Origin of the sequence: Yimella lutea, from assembly GCF_006715095.1 — a bacterium.
Classification (GTDB): Bacteria; Actinomycetota; Actinomycetes; order Actinomycetales; family Dermatophilaceae; genus Yimella; species Yimella lutea.
On sequence record NZ_VFMO01000001.1, the window covers coordinates 498,244 to 517,143 of the forward strand.

The 18,900-nt window shown below is 71.6% G+C and carries 16 protein-coding genes, 1 pseudogene and 3 riboswitches; of the genes and pseudogenes, 6 read left to right on the top strand and 11 right to left on the bottom strand.

Annotated features, from left to right (window positions below; genetic code table 11):
• Positions 1-18: 18 nt before the first annotated feature.
• From FB459_RS02310 to FB459_RS02345, 8 genes and pseudogenes are all read right to left on the bottom strand, one after another.
• Positions 19-1,002: pseudogene (locus tag FB459_RS02310) on the bottom strand (ISL3 family transposase); the annotation flags it as partial.
• A 1,014-nt stretch (positions 1,003-2,016) separates the two neighbouring features.
• A complete protein-coding gene (cbiB, locus tag FB459_RS02315; RefSeq protein WP_246092290.1) occupies positions 2,017-2,925 on the bottom strand; it encodes an adenosylcobinamide-phosphate synthase CbiB in 909 nt (302 codons plus the stop codon).
• On the bottom strand, positions 2,922-3,455 hold the full coding sequence (gene cobU / locus FB459_RS02320) for a bifunctional adenosylcobinamide kinase/adenosylcobinamide-phosphate guanylyltransferase (RefSeq protein ID WP_141927324.1): 534 nt from the start codon (positions 3,453-3,455) through the stop codon (positions 2,922-2,924). The genes cbiB and cobU overlap by 4 nt, the downstream gene beginning before the upstream one ends.
• Positions 3,452-4,243: an adenosylcobinamide-GDP ribazoletransferase gene (locus FB459_RS02325; protein ID WP_141927325.1), complete on the bottom strand. Its 792-nt coding sequence runs from the start codon at positions 4,241-4,243 to the stop codon at positions 3,452-3,454. Before FB459_RS02325 ends, cobU begins: the two co-directional genes overlap by 4 nt.
• On the bottom strand, positions 4,240-5,262 hold the full coding sequence (gene cobA / locus FB459_RS02330) for a uroporphyrinogen-III C-methyltransferase (protein ID WP_141927326.1): 1,023 nt from the start codon (positions 5,260-5,262) through the stop codon (positions 4,240-4,242). Before cobA ends, FB459_RS02325 begins: the two co-directional genes overlap by 4 nt.
• A complete protein-coding gene (gene cobBC / locus FB459_RS02335; RefSeq protein ID WP_141927327.1) occupies positions 5,259-7,814 on the bottom strand; it encodes a bifunctional hydrogenobyrinic acid a,c-diamide synthase/histidinol phosphate aminotransferase CobBC in 2,556 nt (851 codons plus the stop codon). The genes cobA and cobBC overlap by 4 nt, the downstream gene beginning before the upstream one ends.
• Positions 7,808-8,422: a cob(I)yrinic acid a,c-diamide adenosyltransferase gene (gene cobO, locus FB459_RS02340; RefSeq protein ID WP_141927328.1), complete on the bottom strand. Its 615-nt coding sequence runs from the start codon at positions 8,420-8,422 to the stop codon at positions 7,808-7,810. Before cobO ends, cobBC begins: the two co-directional genes overlap by 7 nt.
• On the bottom strand, positions 8,422-10,509 hold the full coding sequence (locus tag FB459_RS02345) for a VWA domain-containing protein (RefSeq protein WP_170221654.1): 2,088 nt from the start codon (positions 10,507-10,509) through the stop codon (positions 8,422-8,424). Before FB459_RS02345 ends, cobO begins: the two co-directional genes overlap by 1 nt.
• Positions 10,509-10,720: riboswitch (cobalamin riboswitch) on the bottom strand. (Overlaps the previous gene by 1 nt.)
• On the opposite strand from FB459_RS02345, the gene cbiE reads away from it, so the two are divergent.
• The 6 genes from cbiE to FB459_RS02375 all read left to right on the top strand — a co-directional run bounded on the left by cbiE (position 10,717) and on the right by FB459_RS02375 (position 15,390).
• The gene (gene cbiE, locus FB459_RS02350; protein ID WP_141927329.1) at positions 10,717-11,925 is read left to right on the top strand and encodes a precorrin-6y C5,15-methyltransferase (decarboxylating) subunit CbiE; all 1,209 of its coding nucleotides are present in this window, start codon (positions 10,717-10,719) and stop codon (positions 11,923-11,925) included. Its footprint overlaps the riboswitch before it by 4 nt.
• Positions 11,922-12,674, top strand: coding sequence for a precorrin-4 C(11)-methyltransferase (gene cobM, locus FB459_RS02355; protein WP_170221655.1), 753 nt, complete (start codon positions 11,922-11,924; stop codon positions 12,672-12,674). Before cbiE ends, cobM begins: the two co-directional genes overlap by 4 nt.
• Positions 12,651-12,791: riboswitch (cobalamin riboswitch) on the top strand. Its footprint overlaps the gene before it by 24 nt.
• Before the next feature lie 32 nt (positions 12,792-12,823).
• Complete coding sequence (locus FB459_RS02360) at positions 12,824-13,519, top strand: energy-coupling factor ABC transporter permease (protein ID WP_141927330.1); 696 nt, start codon at positions 12,824-12,826, stop codon at positions 13,517-13,519.
• Positions 13,512-13,796: an energy-coupling factor ABC transporter substrate-binding protein gene (locus tag FB459_RS02365; protein ID WP_141927331.1), complete on the top strand. Its 285-nt coding sequence runs from the start codon at positions 13,512-13,514 to the stop codon at positions 13,794-13,796. The genes FB459_RS02360 and FB459_RS02365 overlap by 8 nt, the downstream gene beginning before the upstream one ends.
• Positions 13,793-14,554 carry a cobalt ECF transporter T component CbiQ gene (cbiQ, locus tag FB459_RS02370; protein WP_141927332.1) on the top strand — a complete coding sequence of 254 codons (762 nt, stop codon included), beginning with the start codon at positions 13,793-13,795 and terminating at the stop codon, positions 14,552-14,554. The genes FB459_RS02365 and cbiQ overlap by 4 nt, the downstream gene beginning before the upstream one ends.
• Entirely contained in the window at positions 14,551-15,390 is an 840-nt protein-coding gene (locus tag FB459_RS02375) for an energy-coupling factor ABC transporter ATP-binding protein (RefSeq protein ID WP_141927333.1), read from the top strand. The genes cbiQ and FB459_RS02375 overlap by 4 nt, the downstream gene beginning before the upstream one ends.
• Before the next feature lie 2 nt (positions 15,391-15,392).
• Here the strand turns inward: FB459_RS02375 and FB459_RS02380 are convergent, their stop codons facing one another.
• From FB459_RS02380 to FB459_RS02390, 3 genes are read right to left on the bottom strand one after another with little or no spacing between them, the layout of a single operon-like run.
• On the bottom strand, positions 15,393-16,940 hold the full coding sequence (locus tag FB459_RS02380; RefSeq protein WP_141927334.1) for a precorrin-2 C(20)-methyltransferase: 1,548 nt from the start codon (positions 16,938-16,940) through the stop codon (positions 15,393-15,395).
• Position 16,941: 1 nt separating this feature from the next.
• On the bottom strand, positions 16,942-17,628 hold the full coding sequence (locus tag FB459_RS02385; protein WP_246092291.1) for a precorrin-8X methylmutase: 687 nt from the start codon (positions 17,626-17,628) through the stop codon (positions 16,942-16,944).
• Complete coding sequence (locus tag FB459_RS02390) at positions 17,625-18,713, bottom strand: cobalamin biosynthesis protein CobG (RefSeq protein ID WP_246092292.1); 1,089 nt, start codon at positions 18,711-18,713, stop codon at positions 17,625-17,627. The genes FB459_RS02385 and FB459_RS02390 overlap by 4 nt, the downstream gene beginning before the upstream one ends.
• Before the next feature lie 66 nt (positions 18,714-18,779).
• A riboswitch (cobalamin riboswitch) is annotated at positions 18,780-18,841 on the top strand.
• Positions 18,842-18,900: the final 59 nt, after the last annotated feature.

Consider the following 18,900-nt stretch of genomic DNA (forward strand, 5'->3'; position numbering starts at 1 on the left):
TTTGACCCAACTCAGGTGGTAGATGCCCCAGGTGCACTCAACTTCCACATGCTCCTCGACCGCGAACAACGCGGTGAGGCGGTCCTGCTGCCGGTCGGTGAGCAGGTCCGCTCCGGTATGCAGCGTGCGCCGCGCACGGTACAAAGGGTCACCGGCCCGACCCCGGTGGCCGTGCAGCTCGTGCTGGACCCGGCGCCGGCACTTGTCCAGGGCGTCACCGGCTAACCGGACGATATGAAACGGGTCCATCACCGTGGTCGCGTCCGGGAGTTCTTCGGTAGCAGCAGTTTTGAAGCCGGTGAACCCATCCATCGCGACGACCTGCACCGTCTCACGCCACGCTGGGTCACGGTCGGCGAGCCAAGTCTTGAACACGGCCTTGGATCGGCCGGGAACCATGTCTAACAACCGTGCTGGCCCGGTGCCGTCCTGGATCGGGGTCAGATCGATGATCACCGTGACGTACTTGTCGCCGTGCCGAGTGTGGCGCCAGACGTGTTCATCGACCCCGATCGCGGTGACACCTTCGAACCGGGCCGGGTCGTTGATCAACACCCGGTACCCCTCGGCGAGGACCGCGTCATTCGCGGTGTTCCAGGCAACGCCGAGTCCTTCAGCGACCCGGGCGACGGTCAGGTGCTGACACACGATCGCGGCAAGTGCCCACGCCATCGCACGCCGCGACAAGGTGGCTCGCGGTTCGGCCGCGAGGCTGGTGTCTTGGCGCCACACATGCCCACACTCGGTGCACCGGTACCGCCGTACCGTGACCAGCAGTGTCGTTGGTCGCCACCCGAACGGTTCGTGGGCCAACCGGCGGACCACGCTGCCCCGCGGGGTCCCTTCGCAGCCGCACCGGTGACACCACCGGTCATCCTCAACGACCCGGCACGTCAGCACCGCCCGGCCTGGTTCAAGACGTTGACCCGTCGCGAGGAGACCAAGCTCATCCAGGCGGCAGAACGTAGTCAGGTCAGGCGTCGTGAAGGTAGCGTTGTGCACGTCGAGGTCTTCCAGATGAGTTGCGTCAGAACTCTCATCATCGGGAGACCTCGACCCTCACCCCCGGACCGACGCGCCAGGAACTCCTACACCCTCATCTGTGATGAGCCCGTAAACATTCTCCCAGAGGCTTTAAACGACGAAACGTTCGTCAGCTTCATCGAAAACCCGAGCAAACTAATGTTTGAACGCACGCCGTTCGAGTGGACGCTCGATCTCCTCAAAGACCAAGGTGACCAAGCTGTCATTATTCTAGACGAACCCCTTAGCTACTATTACCCGGAACTAGTCGCGGATAACGCACCCGAGGTATTGGGCGCCCTCGGCCGAGGCGAAGTCGCCCAGGTGAATCTGCGATCCCCATCCAAGCTGCCGCCGCGCCTCTTCTTGAAGAACCGTCTACCTGCAGAGACAAAGATCGTCGCCGAACCTTGGAGCCTTTCGGCGTGCCCGAGCTTCCGGAGCTGCGCGGGTAGTACGGGCAATCCTTCCGACGTCGCAGCCGCGCCGCCGAGCGGGAGTAGTCGCCTCTACCTTCATACTTCCGTTGCTCAGTGTCCGAAGAAATCGCCCATCCCCCACCGTTCCTATTACACGGGATAATGCATGGAATGGCGTGTAACAGGCCGTGGGAGTGCGTCATGCACGCGCTGACCAACTCACCTCCGACGCCCTCAACGCACTCTGTCTCGGGGACGGTCGCACGGGCACCAGCGGCCACGGATGCGGTGCGGTTCACGGCACCGAAGCCGAATTTGTGGCCTTCCACGTTCCGGTAACCCTCACCGGTTCCCGGCCACCGCGCTGAGCGTCTGTCTCGAGCCCGCGGCATCACCAGGCCTGTTTTCCAAGGAGTGACCAAAGGGAACAAGCCGACTGGTCGGCCATTGCACCCGGAATCGATCAACACCCTGGTCCAGGGGTACGGCAGATGAGTGATCGCAGCTCCAGCGAGATTGAAAACAGTGAGGCGTTGTCCCAGCGACCGCCGCAGAGACGGTCCGGGCGTCGCCATCAGCTTCGCAGCGCTGAGACGCCGAGCGACGCGGCAACGCTCAGCGCAAGAGCTGCGCCGCACACTCGGCGGTGCAGCCGGACGACGCGCAGCAGGTCATCGGGCGCGACGGCCCGTCCGTCGCCGAGCACCCCGCGGTGCTCGACCGCGCCGTGATAACTGTTCGTGCCGCCGAGTCGCACACCGAGGGCGGCAGCGTACGCCGACTCCACCGGGCCGGCGTTCGGGCTGGGGTGGGCGGGCGCGTCGCGCCGCACCGTGGCCACGATCGAGCGCGCGCGGCGGGGGTGCACCAGCATGGTGCACAGCACGCTCACCCGCGCCGCCGGCCAATTGGCGAGATCATCGAGTTTGGCTGCGGCCCAACCGAACTGCTCGTATCGGGGCGTGTGATGGCCGATCATCGCGTCGAGGGTGTTGATCGCGCGATGGGCAAGCAACCCCGGCGTGCCGGCCAACGCACCCCAGAACAGCGGCGCGACGACGGCGTCCGAACCGTTTTCGGCCACCGACTCCACTGCGGCGCGCGCCACCTGGGCTGCGTCGAGGCCGCTGGTGTCGCGACCGACCAGGTTACGCACCCGCACCCGCGCGCCGTTGAGGTCGCCGCGGGCCAGCAGGTCGTGTACCGCGAGCGCCTCACGCTCCAACGATCGGCCGCCGAGCACCGTCCACGTGGCCGCCGCGACGACCACTGTGTGCCGCGGCAGCAACCGTCCGGCGAACGCCACGGCACCGACCAGCACGCACACGTGCGCCGCTCCGGCCACCCGCGTCGGTCGGTAGGTGAGCTTCTCCAATGCGGTTGCGGTGCAGCCGAATCCGGCCACTGGGTGCAGCCGCCGCGGATCGCCGAGCACGCGGTCGGCGAGGTATCCGGCGAGCAGACCCGCGGCGCGCGTGCTCACTTGATCACCAGCGACTGTCCGGCGACCACCAACACCACGCGGTCGCAGACGGCCGCCACTTGTTGATTGAGCCGGCCCAGGCTGTCGGCGAAGATGCGTCCCGACCGGTGCGGCGCCACCAACCCCAGCCCCACCTCGTTGGTCACGAGCACCGCGGGTTCGCGGCGGGCGGCGAGCGCGTCGACCACCGCGTCGAACTCTGCGTCGAGCGCCCGCGCCCACTCGGCGGACGGCGCGTCCCACACCGCGAGGGTGTCGAGGCGGGCGGTGAGCCAGGTGCCGAGGCAGTCGACGAGCAGTGCCTCGGTGCGGTCGGTGAGCGCGGCGGCCAGGTCGGTGGTCTCGAGCACCGTCCAGTCCGTGGGGCGCCGCGCGCGGTGCTCGGCGATGCGGTCGGCCCAGTCGGGGTTGTCGGTGGTGGGTCCGGTGGCCACGTAGACGACGGCGCGATCGGCCGACATCGCGGATACGGCCGCCTCGGCCGCGGCGCTCTTGCCCGAGCGCACCCCACCGGTGACGAGGGTCTTCATCGCAGTGCGCCCGCTGCCAGCACGAGCAGCGCGATGGTGGTGGCCAGCTCGATCGCGGCGCCCATGATGTCGCCGCTCACCCCGCCAAACCGGCGGCAACACACCCGCAGCAGCCACAGCACGCCGAGCGCCGCGACCGCTCCCGCCAGCGCTCCCTGCCACCAGGGCAGACCTGCCATCGTGGCCGCGCCGGTGAGCAGCGCCACGGAGACCGACTGCACCGCCGCGGCGACAGGCCGCGACACCGTGCCGGCGACCGTCGCGCCCATCCCGGTGGGCCGCGCCGAGGGCAGACCGCGCAGACAAGTGAGCACGGTCGAGGCTCGCCCGACCACGACCCCCGCGGCGATGACCAGAGCGCCCCACGGGAGTAACGCGAGACTGCCGATGAGGGCCGCCTGCAGACCCAGCACGACCACGAGCGCAACGACGCCCATCGGTCCGATGTCGCCGCGGTGCATGATCTCCAGCGCTCGTTCGCGGGTCCATCCGCCGCCGAGGCCGTCGACCGTGTCGGCGAGACCATCGAGGTGCATCGCACGGGTGGCGAACGAAGTGGTCGCCACGGCGCACAGGCCCACCGCCAGTGGCGGCAGGTCGAGCCAGGTGCCGGCCCACGTCACCGCGGCGGCGCCGAGGGCCACCGGCAGCGCGGCGACCGGAGCAAGGGCCATCGCCCACCCTGCGGTGCGGCGGTCGACGGGGCCGATGTCGCCGGTCGGCAGCACAGTCAGGGTGCCGACGGCCAGCCGGAGACCGGCCCCGGCCGGCGAACGCCTCGCCCTCATCGGGCCGCTGCGAGCCGGTCGACGCTCGCGGCGTCGAGCGCATCCACTGTCGCCCCGATGACGGTGACGGCGGGAGCGCGGATGCCGGCGGCCTCGGCGTCGGCCGCGATCGAGGCGAGCGTGCCACGCACCGACTGCTGACTAGGCAGGCCACCGTCGCTGATCGACGCCGCCGGGGTGTGCGGGTCGAGGCCCGCATCGATCAGGCGTCGGCAGATCGCGGGCAGGGTCGCCACGCCCATGAGCACCACCAGGGTCAGGCCGCTGCGGGCGATGCCGGCCCAGTCGACGGTGCTGCGCGGATCGTCGGGCGGCACGTGCCCACTGACCACGGCGAAACCCTGCGTGATGTCGCGGTGGGTCACCGGCACACCGGCGAGGGCCGGCGCCGCGAGGGCGCTGCTCACCCCGGGCACGACACGCACCTCGATGCCTGCCGCACGGCAGGCGTTCCACTCCTCACCGCCACGCCCGAACACAAAGTTGTCACCGCCCTTGAGCCGCACCACTTTTCGTCCGCGCTGGGCGTGCTCGACGAGCAGCCGGTTGATCTGTTCCTGCGGGGTGAACTCGCCGCGCGGGATCTTGCCGACGTGCACGATTTCGGCGCTGATGCCGGTCAGCGCACCGAGCGGAGCGAGCCGGTCGCACACGACGACGTCGGCTTCCCGCACGGCGGCGAGTCCGGCGACGGTGAGCAGCTCGGTGGGTCCGGGGCCGCCGCCGACGAGGGTCACCCGTCCGACCCGGGCGCTGTCGATGGGCGCGTCGGTGGGCACGTTGGTGGGCGCGTCAGCGCGGCGGACGTCGTCGCGCAGCACCACCGCGTAGTCGTCGAGGTCCGGGTGCGCCGCGATCCCGACGAGTCCGCGCGACTGCAGGTCGAGCAGCCGGGGGCTGGGTGTCTGCGTCTCGACGTCGACCCGTAAGCCGGCCTCCAGCAGACGGTGCACGGCGTAGTCGGCATCGGCGCCCGGCCGGCGCAACAGGGCACGGTCACCCGGCTTCCAGAAGGTCATGCGGGCACCTCTTCGGGAGTGGCGGCAGCGGCGCTACGGGTAAGGGCGAGAGCGTCGTCGAGCGCCCTCAGGAAGGTGTCGATGGTGTGCGGGTCGCGCACGGCAACCCGGATCCAACGGTCGGACAGGCCGGCGAAGGTGTCGCAACGCCGCACGGCGAAACCGCTGTGACGCAACGCTGCCCGCACCCCGTCGCCCACTTCGACGAGCACGAAGGGTGCCACCCCGGGCACCGGACGCAGCCCGCGGCGCTCCAGCGCGCCAACGAGATGCTCACGGGCGGAGGCGAGGTCACGGGCGGCCTGCGCCGACTCGCGCAGCGCACGGTCGGACGTCGTCGCGAGCATCACGGTGAGCGCGGGCGACGACACCGACCAGTGCGGCTGTTGGCGGCGCAGCAGCTCGATGAGTTGTGGGTCGCCGATCACGTAGCCGGCGCGCACACCGGCCACGCCCCAGGTCTTGGTGAGCGAGCGCACGACGAGCACCGACTGCAGCTGCTCCGGGTCGGGCGAGATGCACGACTCGGTCTCGCCGGGCACGGCGTCGGCGAACGCCTCGTCGATCACCAGCACGCGTCCGCGGCGGCGCAGTGCGTGCAGGGTGGTGGTGCGTGGGTGGAGCACACCGGTGGGGTTGGTCGGGTTGCCCACGAACACCAGGTCGGCCGCGGGGTCGACAGCGGCCGGGTCGAGCACGAACCCGTGTTCGGCGCGCAGCACGAGCCGGTCGGCGGTGCGCCCGGCGGCCGCGAGCGCCTGGGCGGGCTCGGTGAACTGCGGTTCGACGATCAGCGGAGTGCGGCCCTCGATCGCGCGGGCGATGAGGGTGAACGCCTCGGCGCCCCCCGCGGTGGGCAGCACCATCGACGGGTCGACCCGGTGTCGGCGGGCGATCGCGTCGCGGGCCGCCGTCGCGTCGGGATAGGCGCCGAGCCCGGGGATGCCGTCGGCGAGTTCGCGGGCCAACCAGGCGGGCGGCGCGGGCAGGCGCACATTGACTGCGAGGTCGACGAGGTCGGGACGGTCGCGGACGTCGTCGTCGCCGTGATGTGCGTCGCCGTGAGGCGCGTCGCCGGGGTGTGCGTTGCTGTCAACCGGCTGCACGCGCGCATCGTTCGACGGGGGCAGATCGACGGCGCGTGGGTTGACGAGACACGTGTCGCGCACCGGTCGGGCGTCGGCGACCGGTGCGAACTCGTGCACCGCATCGGCGAACGCCGCCGCAAGCCGCGGGACTCCCGCCCAATGCGTGTGCAGGTAGGAGGCATGCACGGTGGCGCGACCGGTGCGGGCAGGGTCGAGGGCGAAGCCTTCGGGACCGCTGGGGAAGTGCCAGGCCGCCGCGGTCCCGTGACCGGGGTCGGTGCGGGTGCGGTGGAACTCGTGGCCGCGCGCGGTGGTGCCGGCCGGACCGAGCAGGCTGTCGACGGTGAGTGTGGCGTCGCGGTAGCCGAGGGTGAGGCGCGGCTGCATGGCGGCGCGTGTGGGCAGCACCCCGGCCATCGGCCGGCCGTCGAGCGATTCGCACAGGTAGAGCAGACCGGCGCATTCGGCCACCGTCGGCAGACCCGACGACACCGCGTCGCGCACCTGGGTCAGCAACGGGGTGTTGGTGGCGAGCGCGCCGAGGTGCGCCTCGGGAAACCCGCCGCCGAGGTAGAGCCCGGTGGTGCCGGACGGCAGCTCGCGGTCGGTGTCCGGGTCGAAGCGCACCGGCTCGCAGCCGGCGGCCGCCAACATCTCGGCGGTCTCGGCGTAGTGGAAGGTGAACGCCCGTCCGCCCGCGACGGCCACTCGTCGAGCGGGTCGGTCGACGACCGGTGGGGCCCACGGTTCGGCGTCCAACTGCGGCGCGGTGCAAGCGATCTCGAAGACCGCGTCGATGTCTATGTGCTGTGCGGTCTGCTCGGCGAGGCGGTCGAGCGAGGCCTGCGCGTCGTGCCGTTCCGACGCCGGCACCAGCCCGAGGTGGCGCGATGGTGCGCTGATGCCGGCGTCGCGGGGGAGCACCCCGAGCACCGGGTATCCCTGCTGCTCGACGGCGCGGCGCACCTCGGCGGCGTGTCGGTCGCTGCCGGCCTTGTTGAGCACCACGCCCGCCACCCGCACCGCCGGGTCGTGGGTGGCGAGGCCGCGCACCAGCGCGCCGACCGTGCGCGCGGCCGAGGAGATGTCGACGACGAGCAGCACGGGCGAGTCGGTGAGCGCCGCGACGTGGGCGGTGGAGGCGAACCCGTCGGCTCCCAGCCGTCCGTCGAACAACCCCATGACGCCCTCGATCACCGCGACGTCGGCGGGTGTCGGGTGCAGGCATCCGCGCAGGAACAGCGGCGCGACGAGCTCGGGAGAGGTGAGCCACGGGTCGAGGTTGCGGCTCGGTCGACCGGTGGCGAGGTCGTGGTAGCCGGGGTCGATGTAGTCGGGGCCGCACTTGGCGGGGGCGACGGCGTGACCCTGCGCCCGCAATGCGCCCATGAGGCCGACCGACACGGTCGTCTTGCCCTGGCCCGACGCCGCGGCGGCCACCACCAACCGCGGCTGGGTCACCATTCGATGCCCTTCTGGCCCTTCTGACCCTGATCGAACGGGTGCGCGATCTTGGTCATCTCGGTGGCCAGGTCGGCGATCTCGAGCAGCTTCGGGTGGGGGTCGCGTCCGGTGATGACAACATGCTGAAAACCGTTGCGCTCGTTCAGGGTTCGCACCACGTCGTCGACGTCGACCCACCCCCACTTGAGCACGTAGGTGAACTCGTCGAGCACGTACAGGCCGTGGGTCTGCTGCTGCAGTCGCCGCTTGATCTCGGCCCAGCCCTCGCGGGCCGCGGCGGCGTGGTCGTCCTCGCTGCCGGCCTTGCGCGACCACGACCAACCCGAGCCCATCTTGTGCCACTCGATCGGCCCGCCCTCGCCGGTCTCGCGGTGCACCCGGTCGAGCGCTTCGAGCGCGGCCTGCTCGCCGATGCGCCATTTTGCCGACTTCACGAACTGGAACACCCCGATCGACCAGCCCTGGTTCCAGCCGCGCAGTGCGAGCCCGAAGGCCGCCGTCGACTTTCCCTTGCCGGCGCCGCTGTGCACGATCACCAGCGGGCGGTTGCGCCGCTGCCGGGTGGTGAGCCCGTCGTTGGCCTCAACGGGCGTCTGTCCTTGCACCATCAGGCGGCCTTCCCGGCGCCGGTCGACCGGCGCACCACGTCGACGATCTCGGTTGCGGCCACTTGTTCCAGCGGCACGTGTTCGGCGCCCATCCGGGCCGCGAGGTCGACCGCGAGCCCCATCCGGAAGCGTCCCGATTCGCAGTCGACGACCACGGTCTGCAGGCCGAGGGTCGGCCAGGCCGTCGCGATCTCGCGAGCGCGGACGAGGGCGTCGGGCCCTGCGGTCGCGCGGCCGTCGGTGAGCACGACCACCAAGGGGCGTCGGTGCGGGTCGCGCAGCCGCTCGACCTGCACCGTGGCGAGAGTGCGCAGCAGCCCCTCGGCCAGCGGGGTGCGACCGCCGTGGGGCAGGTCGCTGAGGCAGCGCGCCGCCGCCTCGACCGACCCGGTGGGCGGCAGCACCAGGTTGGCGCCGGCGCCCGCGAAGCTGATCACGCCCACCCGGTCACGACGCTGGTAGGCGTCGACCAACAGGCTCATCACGGCGGTCTTCACCTCGCTCATCCGCTGCCGTGCGCCCATCGACCCGGAGGCGTCGACGGTGAAGAGCACGAGATTCGACTCCTTGCCCTGGGTGATGCGCAGGCGCACGTCGTCGGTGGCGAACCGCAGCCGACCGTCGCGACGTCCGCGTTCGTGTTGTCGGGGGGCCGCGGCAGTGATCGTCGCCGGGAGGTGGAGGCGCTGTGCACCGTCGGCGCGGCGGGTCGACCCGATGGTGCGACCCGCGGAGGTGATGGCGGCGCTGCGGCGCCCGGCAGACCCGGTGCCGATGCCGCGCACGGTGAATGTGCGGGCTCGGAACGCCGAATTCGGCGCGGCGACGCCGACGGTGCTGGGGCGTTCGGTGGGTGCGTTGTTGTCGCTCTGGTTGTCGCCGGCCGGGTCGTCGGTTGGGTGGTCGCTGGGCCCGTCGGAGCTGTCGCCGGCAGGGCCGGACGCGGAGGGCGTGGTCGACCGGTCGTCGGTGGGCTGCCCGAACGAGCCATCGTCGCCGGTGTTTCGGCTCTCGGGAGATTCGTCGGCGGATTCGTCGCCGGACTCGTCCGTTTGCGGGCCGTCGGGCTCCGGGCCGTCCGGGTCGGGGTCTTCGTCGAGCAACCGGTCGAGCAGTTCCTCGTCGAGGCCCGGCGCGTCGAAGGGGTTGCGCCGACGCCGGTGCGGCAGCGCGAGTCGCGCGGCCACGCGGATGTCGTCCTTGGTCACCTCGTCGCGCCCGCACCAGGCGGCGTGGGCGCGGGCTGCGCGGGCGGTGACGATGTCGGCGCGCATGCCGTCGACGTCGAACCCGGCGCACACCCGGGCGATGGTGGCCAGCGCGCGGTCGCCGAGGCGCACCGAGGCGACCCGGGCCGACGCGTCGTGCAGTCGGCTGCGCAGCTTCTGCTGCTCGGGGCGAAAGCGGTCGGCGAAGGCGATCGGGTCGGCGTCGAACGCCAGCCGCCGGCGCACCACCTCAGCGCGGTGCTGCGGGTCGCGGGAGGCGCGCACCTCGACGGTGAGCCCGAAGCGGTCGAGCAGCTGCGGGCGCAGCTCACCCTCCTCCGGGTTCATCGTGCCGACAAGGGTCACGCGGGCGGCGTGAGAAACCGAAACCCCATCGCGCTCAACGGTGTTGCGGCCCATCGCGGCGGCGTCGAGGAGGAGATCGACCAGGTGATCATGCAGCAGGTTGACCTCGTCGACGTACAGCAGGCCGCGATGCGCCTGCGCCAGCAGGCCGGGCTCGAAGCTGGTCTCACCGGCAGCGAGCGCCTTGCCCAGATCGAGCGAGCCGACGACTCGGTCCTCGGTCGCGCCGACCGGGAGTTCGACCAGTCGCGCCGGGCGCATCCGGGTGGGCGCGTCGTCGTGCGGGCCGTCGGGGCAGCGCTCGTCGCGGCGCGGGTCGCAGCCGAAGCGGCAGCGCTCGACCACCTCGACGTCGGGCAGCACCTCGGCGAGGGCGCGCACCATGGTCGACTTCGCGGTGCCCTTCTCGCCCCGCACCAGCACACCACCGACCTCGGGCGAGACGGTGGTGAGCACGAGAGCGAGCGCCATGTCGTCGGCACCGACGATGGCCGCAAAAGGAAACTGCGACAACGAGATCGAACCTCCTGACGAGTTACCACGCTCGTCATAGCGGTGGACCCACGCCGGGTTCGGCCGGGCCGACACCGCTGACGTCCTGGCTTGCTGTCGGCGTTGGCCGACGGCTCACAGTGGCGGGACCGCTCCGGATTTGCACCGGATTCCTCGTTGGTGTCCGGGTCATCATGGCACAGCGACCCTGACCTAGGGTGAGGCCCCATGATCGACGTCGTGGGGGTCACCGATGCGGGTTTCGCCGACCTTCCGCAGCGGTTGCAGCGTCTCGTGAGCGACGCCGCCGTCGTGCTCGGCGGACGCCGCCAGCTGGCTTCCCTGCCCGCCGTCGAAGGCCAGGTCAGACGGGTGTGGCCGTCGCCGCTACGGGCCGAATTGCCCCATCTCCTCGACGAATTGCCGCCGGATCGAGTGGTCGCGCTGGCCAGCGGCGACCCCACGCTCTCGGGCATCGGCAGCACCCTGATCGAGCTGCTCGGCGCCGACGGCGTGCGGCTGCATCCGGCCGTCTCGTCGGTGGCGTTGGCCCGGGCGCGGACAGGCTGGTCGGCGCAGTCGTGCGAGGTGGTGACCGTCGTCGGGCGGTCGCTGCACCGGGTGCGGCGTCGGCTCGCGCCGGGCGCCCGCTTGATCGTGCTCTGTTCCGACGGCACCACCCCGGCGGCCCTGGCCGACCTGCTCGTCGACGCCGGCTGCGCCGATGCGGCGATGACCGCGTGGTGGCATCTCGGTGGCGCCGACGAGGGGTGCCGGACGGCGACCGCCGCCCGCTGGGGCGCCGAACGCACCCCCGATCTGGTGCTGTGCACGGTGGCGGTGCCGACCGACGCAGCCCTCGACGGGCCGGCACCAGGGCGCGCCGAGGACTGCTTCGAACACGACGGCCAGATCACCAAACGCGACCTGCGGGCCTCGGCCGTCGGCCACCTGCGTCCGACCCCCGGCGCGCTCTTGTGGGATCTCGGTGCCGGTTCGGGCAGCGTCGGCATCGAATGGTGCCTCGCCGGCCGCGACGCCCGTTGTGTCAGCGTCGAGCAGCATCCCGAGCGCGCAGAACGGCTGCGCCGCAACAGTGTTCGCCTCGGCGTCGACGACCTGCTGGAGGTGGTGGAGGCCCGGTCGGCCGACGCACTCGACGAGCTCGAGACGCCCGATGCGATCTTCGTCGGCGGCGGTCTCACCGCCGAACTTCTCGAACGAGGGTGGCGGCGGCTGCGCGGCGGCGGCCGCTTCGTGGCCCATGCGGTGACCATCGACACCGAGCAGATCCTCGTCGCCGCCGCCGGCAGACACGGCGGCGAACTCACCCGCATCAGCGTCGAACACGCCCGCCCCCTCGGCCGCCACCTGTCGTGGACGCCGGCCCGGCCGGTCGTGCAATGGAGCGCCGGCAAGCCCAAGGAGACCCCATGACCGTCCACTTCATCGGCGCCGGACCCGGCGCCGCCGACCTCATCACGTTGCGTGCCGCGAACCTGCTCGCGCAGTGCACGGTGTGCCTGTACGCCGGCACCTACCTCGACGACGAGGTGCTCTCGCACTGCCCGCCGGATGCCGAGCTGGTCGACACCCAACACCTCGACCTCGACGACATCGTCGCGGTGATGGTGCGGGCGCATGATGCGGGCAAGGACGTCGCGCGGCTGTGTTCGGGCGACCCCACGATCTACTCGGCCGTCGCCGAGCAGACCCGCCGGCTCGATGCGGCGGGGGTGCCTTGGAAGATCACGCCGGGCGTGTCGGCGTACGCCGCAACGGCCGCGCTCATCGGCCGTGAACTCACCGTGCCCGAGGTGGCGCAGTCGGTGGTGCTGACTCGGGCACAACGGGATTCGACGAAGATGCCCGAGGGTGAGGCGCTCGCGAACTTCGCCGCCACCGGCGCGACCCTGGTGCTGCACCTCGCGATCCGGCACGTGCGCCGACTGGCCGACGAACTAGTGCCGCACTACGGCGCCGACTGCCCGGTGGTCGTCGGCTCGCAGGTGAGCGGTCCGCACGAACTGGTGCTGCGCGGCACGCTCGCTGATATCGCCGACCAAGTGGAGGCCCACGGGCTGCGGCAGGCCGCGGTCATCATCGTCGGGCGGGCGCTCGCCGCGGAGGGCTTCGTCGAGTCGCACCTCTACTCCAGTCGCCGCACCCGACCCGCCGTCGGGTAGCCTCCGGAACGTCCATTGCCGGACGGATCGAGGAACCCCGTGGAAGTCGGGGACGGTCGCGCCACTGTGAGCAGCCAACGCTGCGAGTCAGGAACTCCCCGCCGGCAGTTCTTCGTCGGGACGCGTCATCCCGAGAGAGGTGCGGTGCTTTGCACATCGCCGACGGCTTCCTGCCACCCCTTCACTGTCTCGCCTGGACGGCCGCGTCCGCGCCTTTCGTCGTGCACGGCGTCCGCCGGATCAGACAGATCGTCGACGACGACCCCGAATCGAAACTGCTGCTCGCGGCGTCGGGCGCGTTCACCTTCCTGATGTCGGCGATCAAGCTGCCGTCGGTGACCGGCAGTTCGTCGCACCCCACCGGCACCGGTGTCGGCGCGATCATCTTCCGGCCGCCGGTGATGGCCGCGCTCGGCACGGTCGTGCTCATCTTCCAGGCGCTGCTGCTGTCGCACGGCGGCATCACCACGCTCGGCGCGAACGTCTTCGCGATGGCGATCGTCGGCCCGTGGACCGGCTACCTGTGCTTCCGGGTGCTGCATCGGGTGCACCCGTGGATCGCGATCTTCACCGGTGTCGCGCTTGCGAACCTGTCGACGTACGTGGTCACCTCGGCGCAGCTCGCGCTGGCCCACCCCGACCCGGGGTCGGGAATCGTCGGCGCGTTCGGCCGCTTCCTCGCGATCTTCGCGCTCACGCAGGTGCCCCTGGCGGTCATCGAAGGACTCGTGGGTGTGCTGTTGTTCCGGGCACTGCGCGACTGGGCGCCCGAGCAGCTGCGGACGGTGTTCGCGCCGGCCTCCGAAGAGTCCGCGGTCGAGCCGGAGGTGGCGGGTCGTGCGTAAGCATCTGGTGACGGTGGCGATCGTGCTCACCGTGGTGACGATCTTCGTCGTCGCCCTCATGCTCGGAGCCGGCCACGGCGACCAGGGCGGCACCGACGCCGCGGCCGGTGCCGCGATCGAGAGCAGCGGTTACCGACCGTGGTTCGAGCTGCCGTTCCGCATTCCAGGCGGCGAGGTGGAGTCGGGGCTGTTCGCGATGCAGGCCGCCCTCGGCGGCATCGTGCTCGGGTTCGTCGTGGGCAAGCTGCACGAGCGGCGCAAGGGCAAACGCGCGTGACGAGGTTCGCCCTCGACGACGCGGCCTGGACCAACCGCTGGCGTGCGCGCTCGGTGGCGGAGAAGGCCGTTTTGTCGGGCGGGCTGCTGCTGGTTGCGGTGTCGGCCACGGCACCCGTCGTGCCGATCGGCATCGGGTTGTTCGCGCTGCTTGCTGCGGTGGCCTGGGCGCGGGTGCCGTGGCGCACCTTCGTGGCGGCCTGGACCGGCCCGCTGATCTTCACCCTCATCGGGCTGGTCGGCGTGGTCGTGTCGGTCGGCACGGTGCCGCACCCGGTGCTCACCGCCGGGCCCTTGGCTGTCGACGAACGCAGCGTGTCGTCGGCCGTGCTCATCGGATCACGCGCATTCGGTTGCAGCGCAGCGGTGTTGCTGCTCGCCTCGACCACGCCGATCGTCGAAGTCTTCGAATCGTTGCGGCGGTTGCGGGTGCCGGAGGTGATGCTCGATCTGGCCGGCGCGATGTACCGGCTGATCTTCGTGCTCGGGGCCACGCTCACCCGCACGCGGGAGGCGCAGGCGGCCCGACTCGGCTACGCGCGAGGTGCGTCTGCGCGCCGGTCGGTCGCGGCACTGTTCGTGCGCACACTGGTGCACGGTTGGGACCGCGCCGCACGACTCGAACGCGGCCTGGCCGGTCGCGGCTACAGCGGGTCGCTGCGCATGCTGGCGCCGGAGCGGCCCGTGTCGTGGCCCTTCGTCGGCTCGTCGGTGGCGGTTGTCGCCGTGGTTGCGGCGGCGTCGGTGGTGCTGCGATGAGCGACCGGTCGCAGCCGCCGGTGTTGGCGTTGCGCGGGGTCGACGTCGGTTACCCCGGCGCCCCGGAGGTGCTCGACCGCGCCACCGTCGAGGTGTGCGCCGGCCGCCGGATCGCGGTGCTCGGTGCGAACGGTTCGGGCAAGACGACGCTGTTGCGCACGCTCGCCGGGGCGCTGCGTCCGACGGCAGGGCAGGTGCTCTGGCACGGAACACCGTTGCAGCACAGACGATCTCGACTGAACGAGCACCGGCAGCGGGTGCAGTTCGTGGGGCAAGACCCCGACGACCAGTTGGTGAGCGCCGACGTTCGGCGCGACGTCTCATTCGGCCCGACGAACCTCGGCCTGCCGGCGCCGGAGGTGCGTGCCCGGGTGGAGGAGGCGCTCGCGCTGCTCGACCTGCTGCCGCTCGCCGACCGGCCGGTGCACCACCTGTCCTACGGGCAGCGCAAACGGGTGGCGCTCGCCGGGGCGATGGCGATGCGTCCGGCGGTGATGCTGCTCGACGAACCTACGGCGGGGGTCGACGACGTCGGGGTGCGTGATGCCCTCGACGCACTCGCCCGACTCGAACGGGCCGGCACCACCGTGGTGGTGTCGACCCACGACAGCGATCTCGCCTGGGCGTGGGCCGACGACGTGGTGCTGCTGCAGCAGGGCGGAATTCGGCAGGGTTCGTGCGCCGAGGTGATGTCGGACGCCGACGCCCTCACCGCCTCGCGGGTGGCCCTGCCGGCCGTCGTGCGGGTGGGCGCGGCGCTGGGGCTCGACCTGCTCGCCGTCGACCGTCCGCGCACTGCCGACGACCTGGTCGCGTTGGTGCACGCCCGCGGCTGAACTCACTCCACGTAGCGCGGGGTCCACACGTGTCCGGTGGGCGACACGCGGGTGCTCGACGAGCCAATGATCACCAGACACTTCATGTCGACGGTGGCCGGGTCGAACTCGCCGAGCGTGGTGACGGTGGCCGACTGCTCCGCCCTGCCCACGTCGCGCGCGACCACGACGACGGTCGACGGGTCTTTCACCTCCAAGAGCACGTCGCGGGCCGCGAACAACTGCTCCGGACGGCTGAGCGAGCGCGGGTTGTAGAGCGCGATGACCAGGTCGACGGACGCCGCGGCGCGCAACCGGTCGGCCACCACCTGCCACGGCTTCAGCCGGTCGGACAGCGACATGATCGCGAAGTCGGCGCCGAGCGGCGCGCCCACGAGCGCCGCGGCGGCCTGCGCGGCCGAGACGCCGGGAGACACCTGCACCGGCACCTGGGCGTAGTGCGGGTCGTCGGCCACCGCGTGTTCGGCGGCCTCGAACACCGCCGACGCCATGCCGAACACCCCGGCGTCACCGCCGGACACCACGGCCACCTCGTCGCCGCGGGCGGCGAGGTCGAGTGCCAGCCGGCCCCGCTCGACCTCCACCGTGTTGCCGCTGGCGTGGCGGGTGAGGCCCTCTCGCTGCGGCACGCGATCGACGTACGGCGCGTAGCCCACCACGTGGTCGACCCGCCCGAGCAACTCGGCCACCTCAGGCGTGAGCCAGCGGTGGGGACCGGGGCCGAGACCGACGACGTGCACGGTGCCGGGTGTGGTGCCGGACGCGGGCTCGGCCTCGGCCTGAGCGGTGGCGGCCCGCCCCGCGGAGTCGGCCCGACGGTCGAGCCCGGGCACCAAGATCAGCGACATGTACGGCACGGTCGCGGGGTCGACGTCGGCCACGGGCAACACTCGCTGGCCCTCGCGGGAAGCGCGTTCGACATAGACGGCGCGATCGAGCACGCCCGCCTGCCGCAGCGCTTCGCGCACTCCGGCGAAGGTGCGGCCGAGCTTCATCACCACGGCTGCGTCGCTGTCGGCCAAGCGTCGCGCGAGCTCCGGCACGGGGAGGGTGCCGGGCAGCACGGTGAGCACGTCCTCGTGGCGCGAGATCGCCTCGGCGGCAACGGCAGTCGCGGCGGCGAAGGCGGGAACGCCGGCCACCACCTCGGTCGGGTAACGGTCGGCCAGCCGCTCGTGCAGGTAGGTGTAGGAGCCATAGAGCATTGGATCGCCCTCGGCGAGCACGACCACCGACCGACCGGTGTCCAGGTGAACAGCGAGGCGCGCGGCGCACTCGTCGTAAAACTCCGCGAGCTGCGCGTGGTAACCGTCCGGGTGGGTGGCCGCGCCGGTGGTGACCGGGTAGCGCAACTCCTCCTCGATCACCTCGACCGGGATGAGCTCGGCGGCGATGGCGCGCGCGTTGGAGGAGCGGCCGGTGCCGGCGTGATAGACGACCACCTCGGCCGACGCGATGAGCTCGGCCGCGCGGCGGGTGATGAGGCCGGGGTCGCCCGGCCCGACGCCGACGCCGTACAGGTGGCCGGATTCAGCTGTGGCGGGGCGCATGTCAGACCTCCGAGGTCGAGGCGAGAGCGTTGACGGCGGCTGCCGCCATGGCCGATCCGCCACGGTGACCGTGCACGGTGATCCAGGGCACGACGTGACCGTCGGCCAGCCGGTGTTCGGCCAGCGCCACCTTCGACTCGGCCGACCCGACGAACCCGACCGGCATGCCGACGATCGCTGCCGGTCGCGGCCCACCGTCGTGCAACCACTCGAGCAGATGGAACAAAGCGGTCGGCGCATTGCCGATGGCGACGACGGCGCCGTCGAGCCGGTCGCCCCACAGCGACACCGCCGCGGCAGCGCGGGTGGTGCTCCACCGCCCCGCGAGAGCCGGCACCCGCCCGTCACGCAGGGTGCACACCACCTCGTTGTCGGCGGGCAGGCGAGTGCGGGTGATGCCGGAGGCGAGCATCACCGAGTCGGTGAAGATCGGCGCACCCGCGCGTAGCGCGTCGCGGGCCGCGCGCACGACGTCGTCGTGGGCGGCCACGCACTCGGCCACCGCGGGGTCACCTGCCGCGTGCACCACCCGCGCGACGACCGGCTCGGTCTGCGCCGGGAACGCCGACAGGTCGGCGAGGTCGCGGATCATCGCGAACGACCGGCGGTAGATCTCCGGTCCGTCGGTGAGGTAGTCATACCGGCGCGTCGGCGGAAGTGGCTGCGGCTCAGGCAAATCGAGGTTCACGGCAGGATCTCCTGGACGGTTCGGGGCGCGATCACGAGGCGGTGGTCACCGGCGGGTCGACCACAGGCGCGCTCGCACCCGACCACGTGGGTGCGCGGACTGTCGATCGGCAGCGAGGCCGCCGCGGCGGTGGTGAGCTCGACGGTGGGGGTGTCGGTGCGCCGGCACCATGGCGCGCCGACACACGCGGACAGGGTGGCCCACGGCGAGTGCGCCGCGACCGCGAAACCACCGGCCTCGAACACGTCGAGATCGATGTCGTCGGTGCGCAGGACGAGCGAACGCCACGGCGTCACCACGATCTCCTCGGCAACGCGTCGCAGCAGATCGATCTGCTCGATCGTGAGCATTCCCAGGGGAACTCCGAGCACGAAGGCGCCGTGACGTGCGCCGTCCGGCGTGTGGCGACCGGGCGTCGGCGGCGGCGCGGCGTCGATGTTCATGGGGGCGAGGCCGGCGAACACCGGCGACTCGGGCGGCAGGTTGCGCACGTTCCAGTGCGACTCGTCGTCGCGGCCCAGCAGGAAGCACCGAGCGCGGTCGAGCATGGCTGCGACGGCGTCCTCGGGTGCGCAGTCGACGCCCATGCCTCCGACGAGCAGCCGGCCGCTGGTCTCCGACAGCCGCTGGAACGCGACGTCGTAGGGCTCGCCGAGCACCTGCCCCTCGCGACCAGCCACGGCGAACAGCCAGCGGCCGGAAAGCCCGGCGAGCAGCTGGTCGGCGATCAGCGCCGCATCGAGTGCGGCGACCAGTGGCGGCAGCGTCTCGTCGAACGGGTCAGCGATGATGTTGCGCACCCGCTCGTGACTCGCCGACGGCAACAGACCGGTCGCTTCGATCTGCGAAATCAGCTGCGGTGTCAGTGGATTCGGCAACGAACGCAACTGTAGATTGCCTCGTGACGTGAGCTGCACGAAGGGCGCGCCGTGCTGAATGCTGATGTCGCCGAGCCGGTGCAGCGTGGCGGTCTTCAGCCGTCCACCGGGCAGGCGTAGACGCACCAGGGCGCCGTCGTCGGCGAGGTGCGGACGCAGCAGGCCGGGGCAGCGGTCGGCGCCGGAGCGATCGGAGGGCACGGTCACGCGGTGGAGGATACGCAAGTCGACCGCCGCGACCGTCGGGGTAGGGTCGTCCCGGCCCCAGCAGACGGAACCCGGTGCGAATCCGGGACGGTCCCGCCACTGTGAACCCCGAAGGGTGAGTCAGGAACGCCTGCGGAGCCGGCCGATCCGATCGTGATCGGTCCCGATCGTTCCGGGGCGCGGACCC

Excerpts from the sequence above, each read along its gene's own strand:
- cobA (WP_141927326.1), bottom strand. The coding sequence starts at position 5,262 with ATGACCTTCTGGAAGCCGGGTGACCGTGCCCTGTTGCGCCGGCCGGGC.
- cobM (WP_170221655.1), top strand. The coding sequence starts at position 11,922 with ATGACCGTCCACTTCATCGGCGCCGGACCCGGCGCCGCCGACCTCATC.
- FB459_RS02375 (WP_141927333.1), top strand. The coding sequence starts at position 14,551 with ATGAGCGACCGGTCGCAGCCGCCGGTGTTGGCGTTGCGCGGGGTCGAC.
- cbiE (WP_141927329.1), top strand. The coding sequence starts at position 10,717 with ATGATCGACGTCGTGGGGGTCACCGATGCGGGTTTCGCCGACCTTCCG.
- FB459_RS02325 (WP_141927325.1), bottom strand. The coding sequence starts at position 4,243 with ATGAGGGCGAGGCGTTCGCCGGCCGGGGCCGGTCTCCGGCTGGCCGTC.
- cobO (WP_141927328.1), bottom strand. The coding sequence starts at position 8,422 with ATGGTGCAAGGACAGACGCCCGTTGAGGCCAACGACGGGCTCACCACC.
- cobU (WP_141927324.1), bottom strand. The coding sequence starts at position 3,455 with ATGAAGACCCTCGTCACCGGTGGGGTGCGCTCGGGCAAGAGCGCCGCG.
- FB459_RS02380 (WP_141927334.1), bottom strand. The coding sequence starts at position 16,940 with ATGCGCCCCGCCACAGCTGAATCCGGCCACCTGTACGGCGTCGGCGTC.
- cobBC (WP_141927327.1), bottom strand. The coding sequence starts at position 7,814 with ATGGTGACCCAGCCGCGGTTGGTGGTGGCCGCCGCGGCGTCGGGCCAG.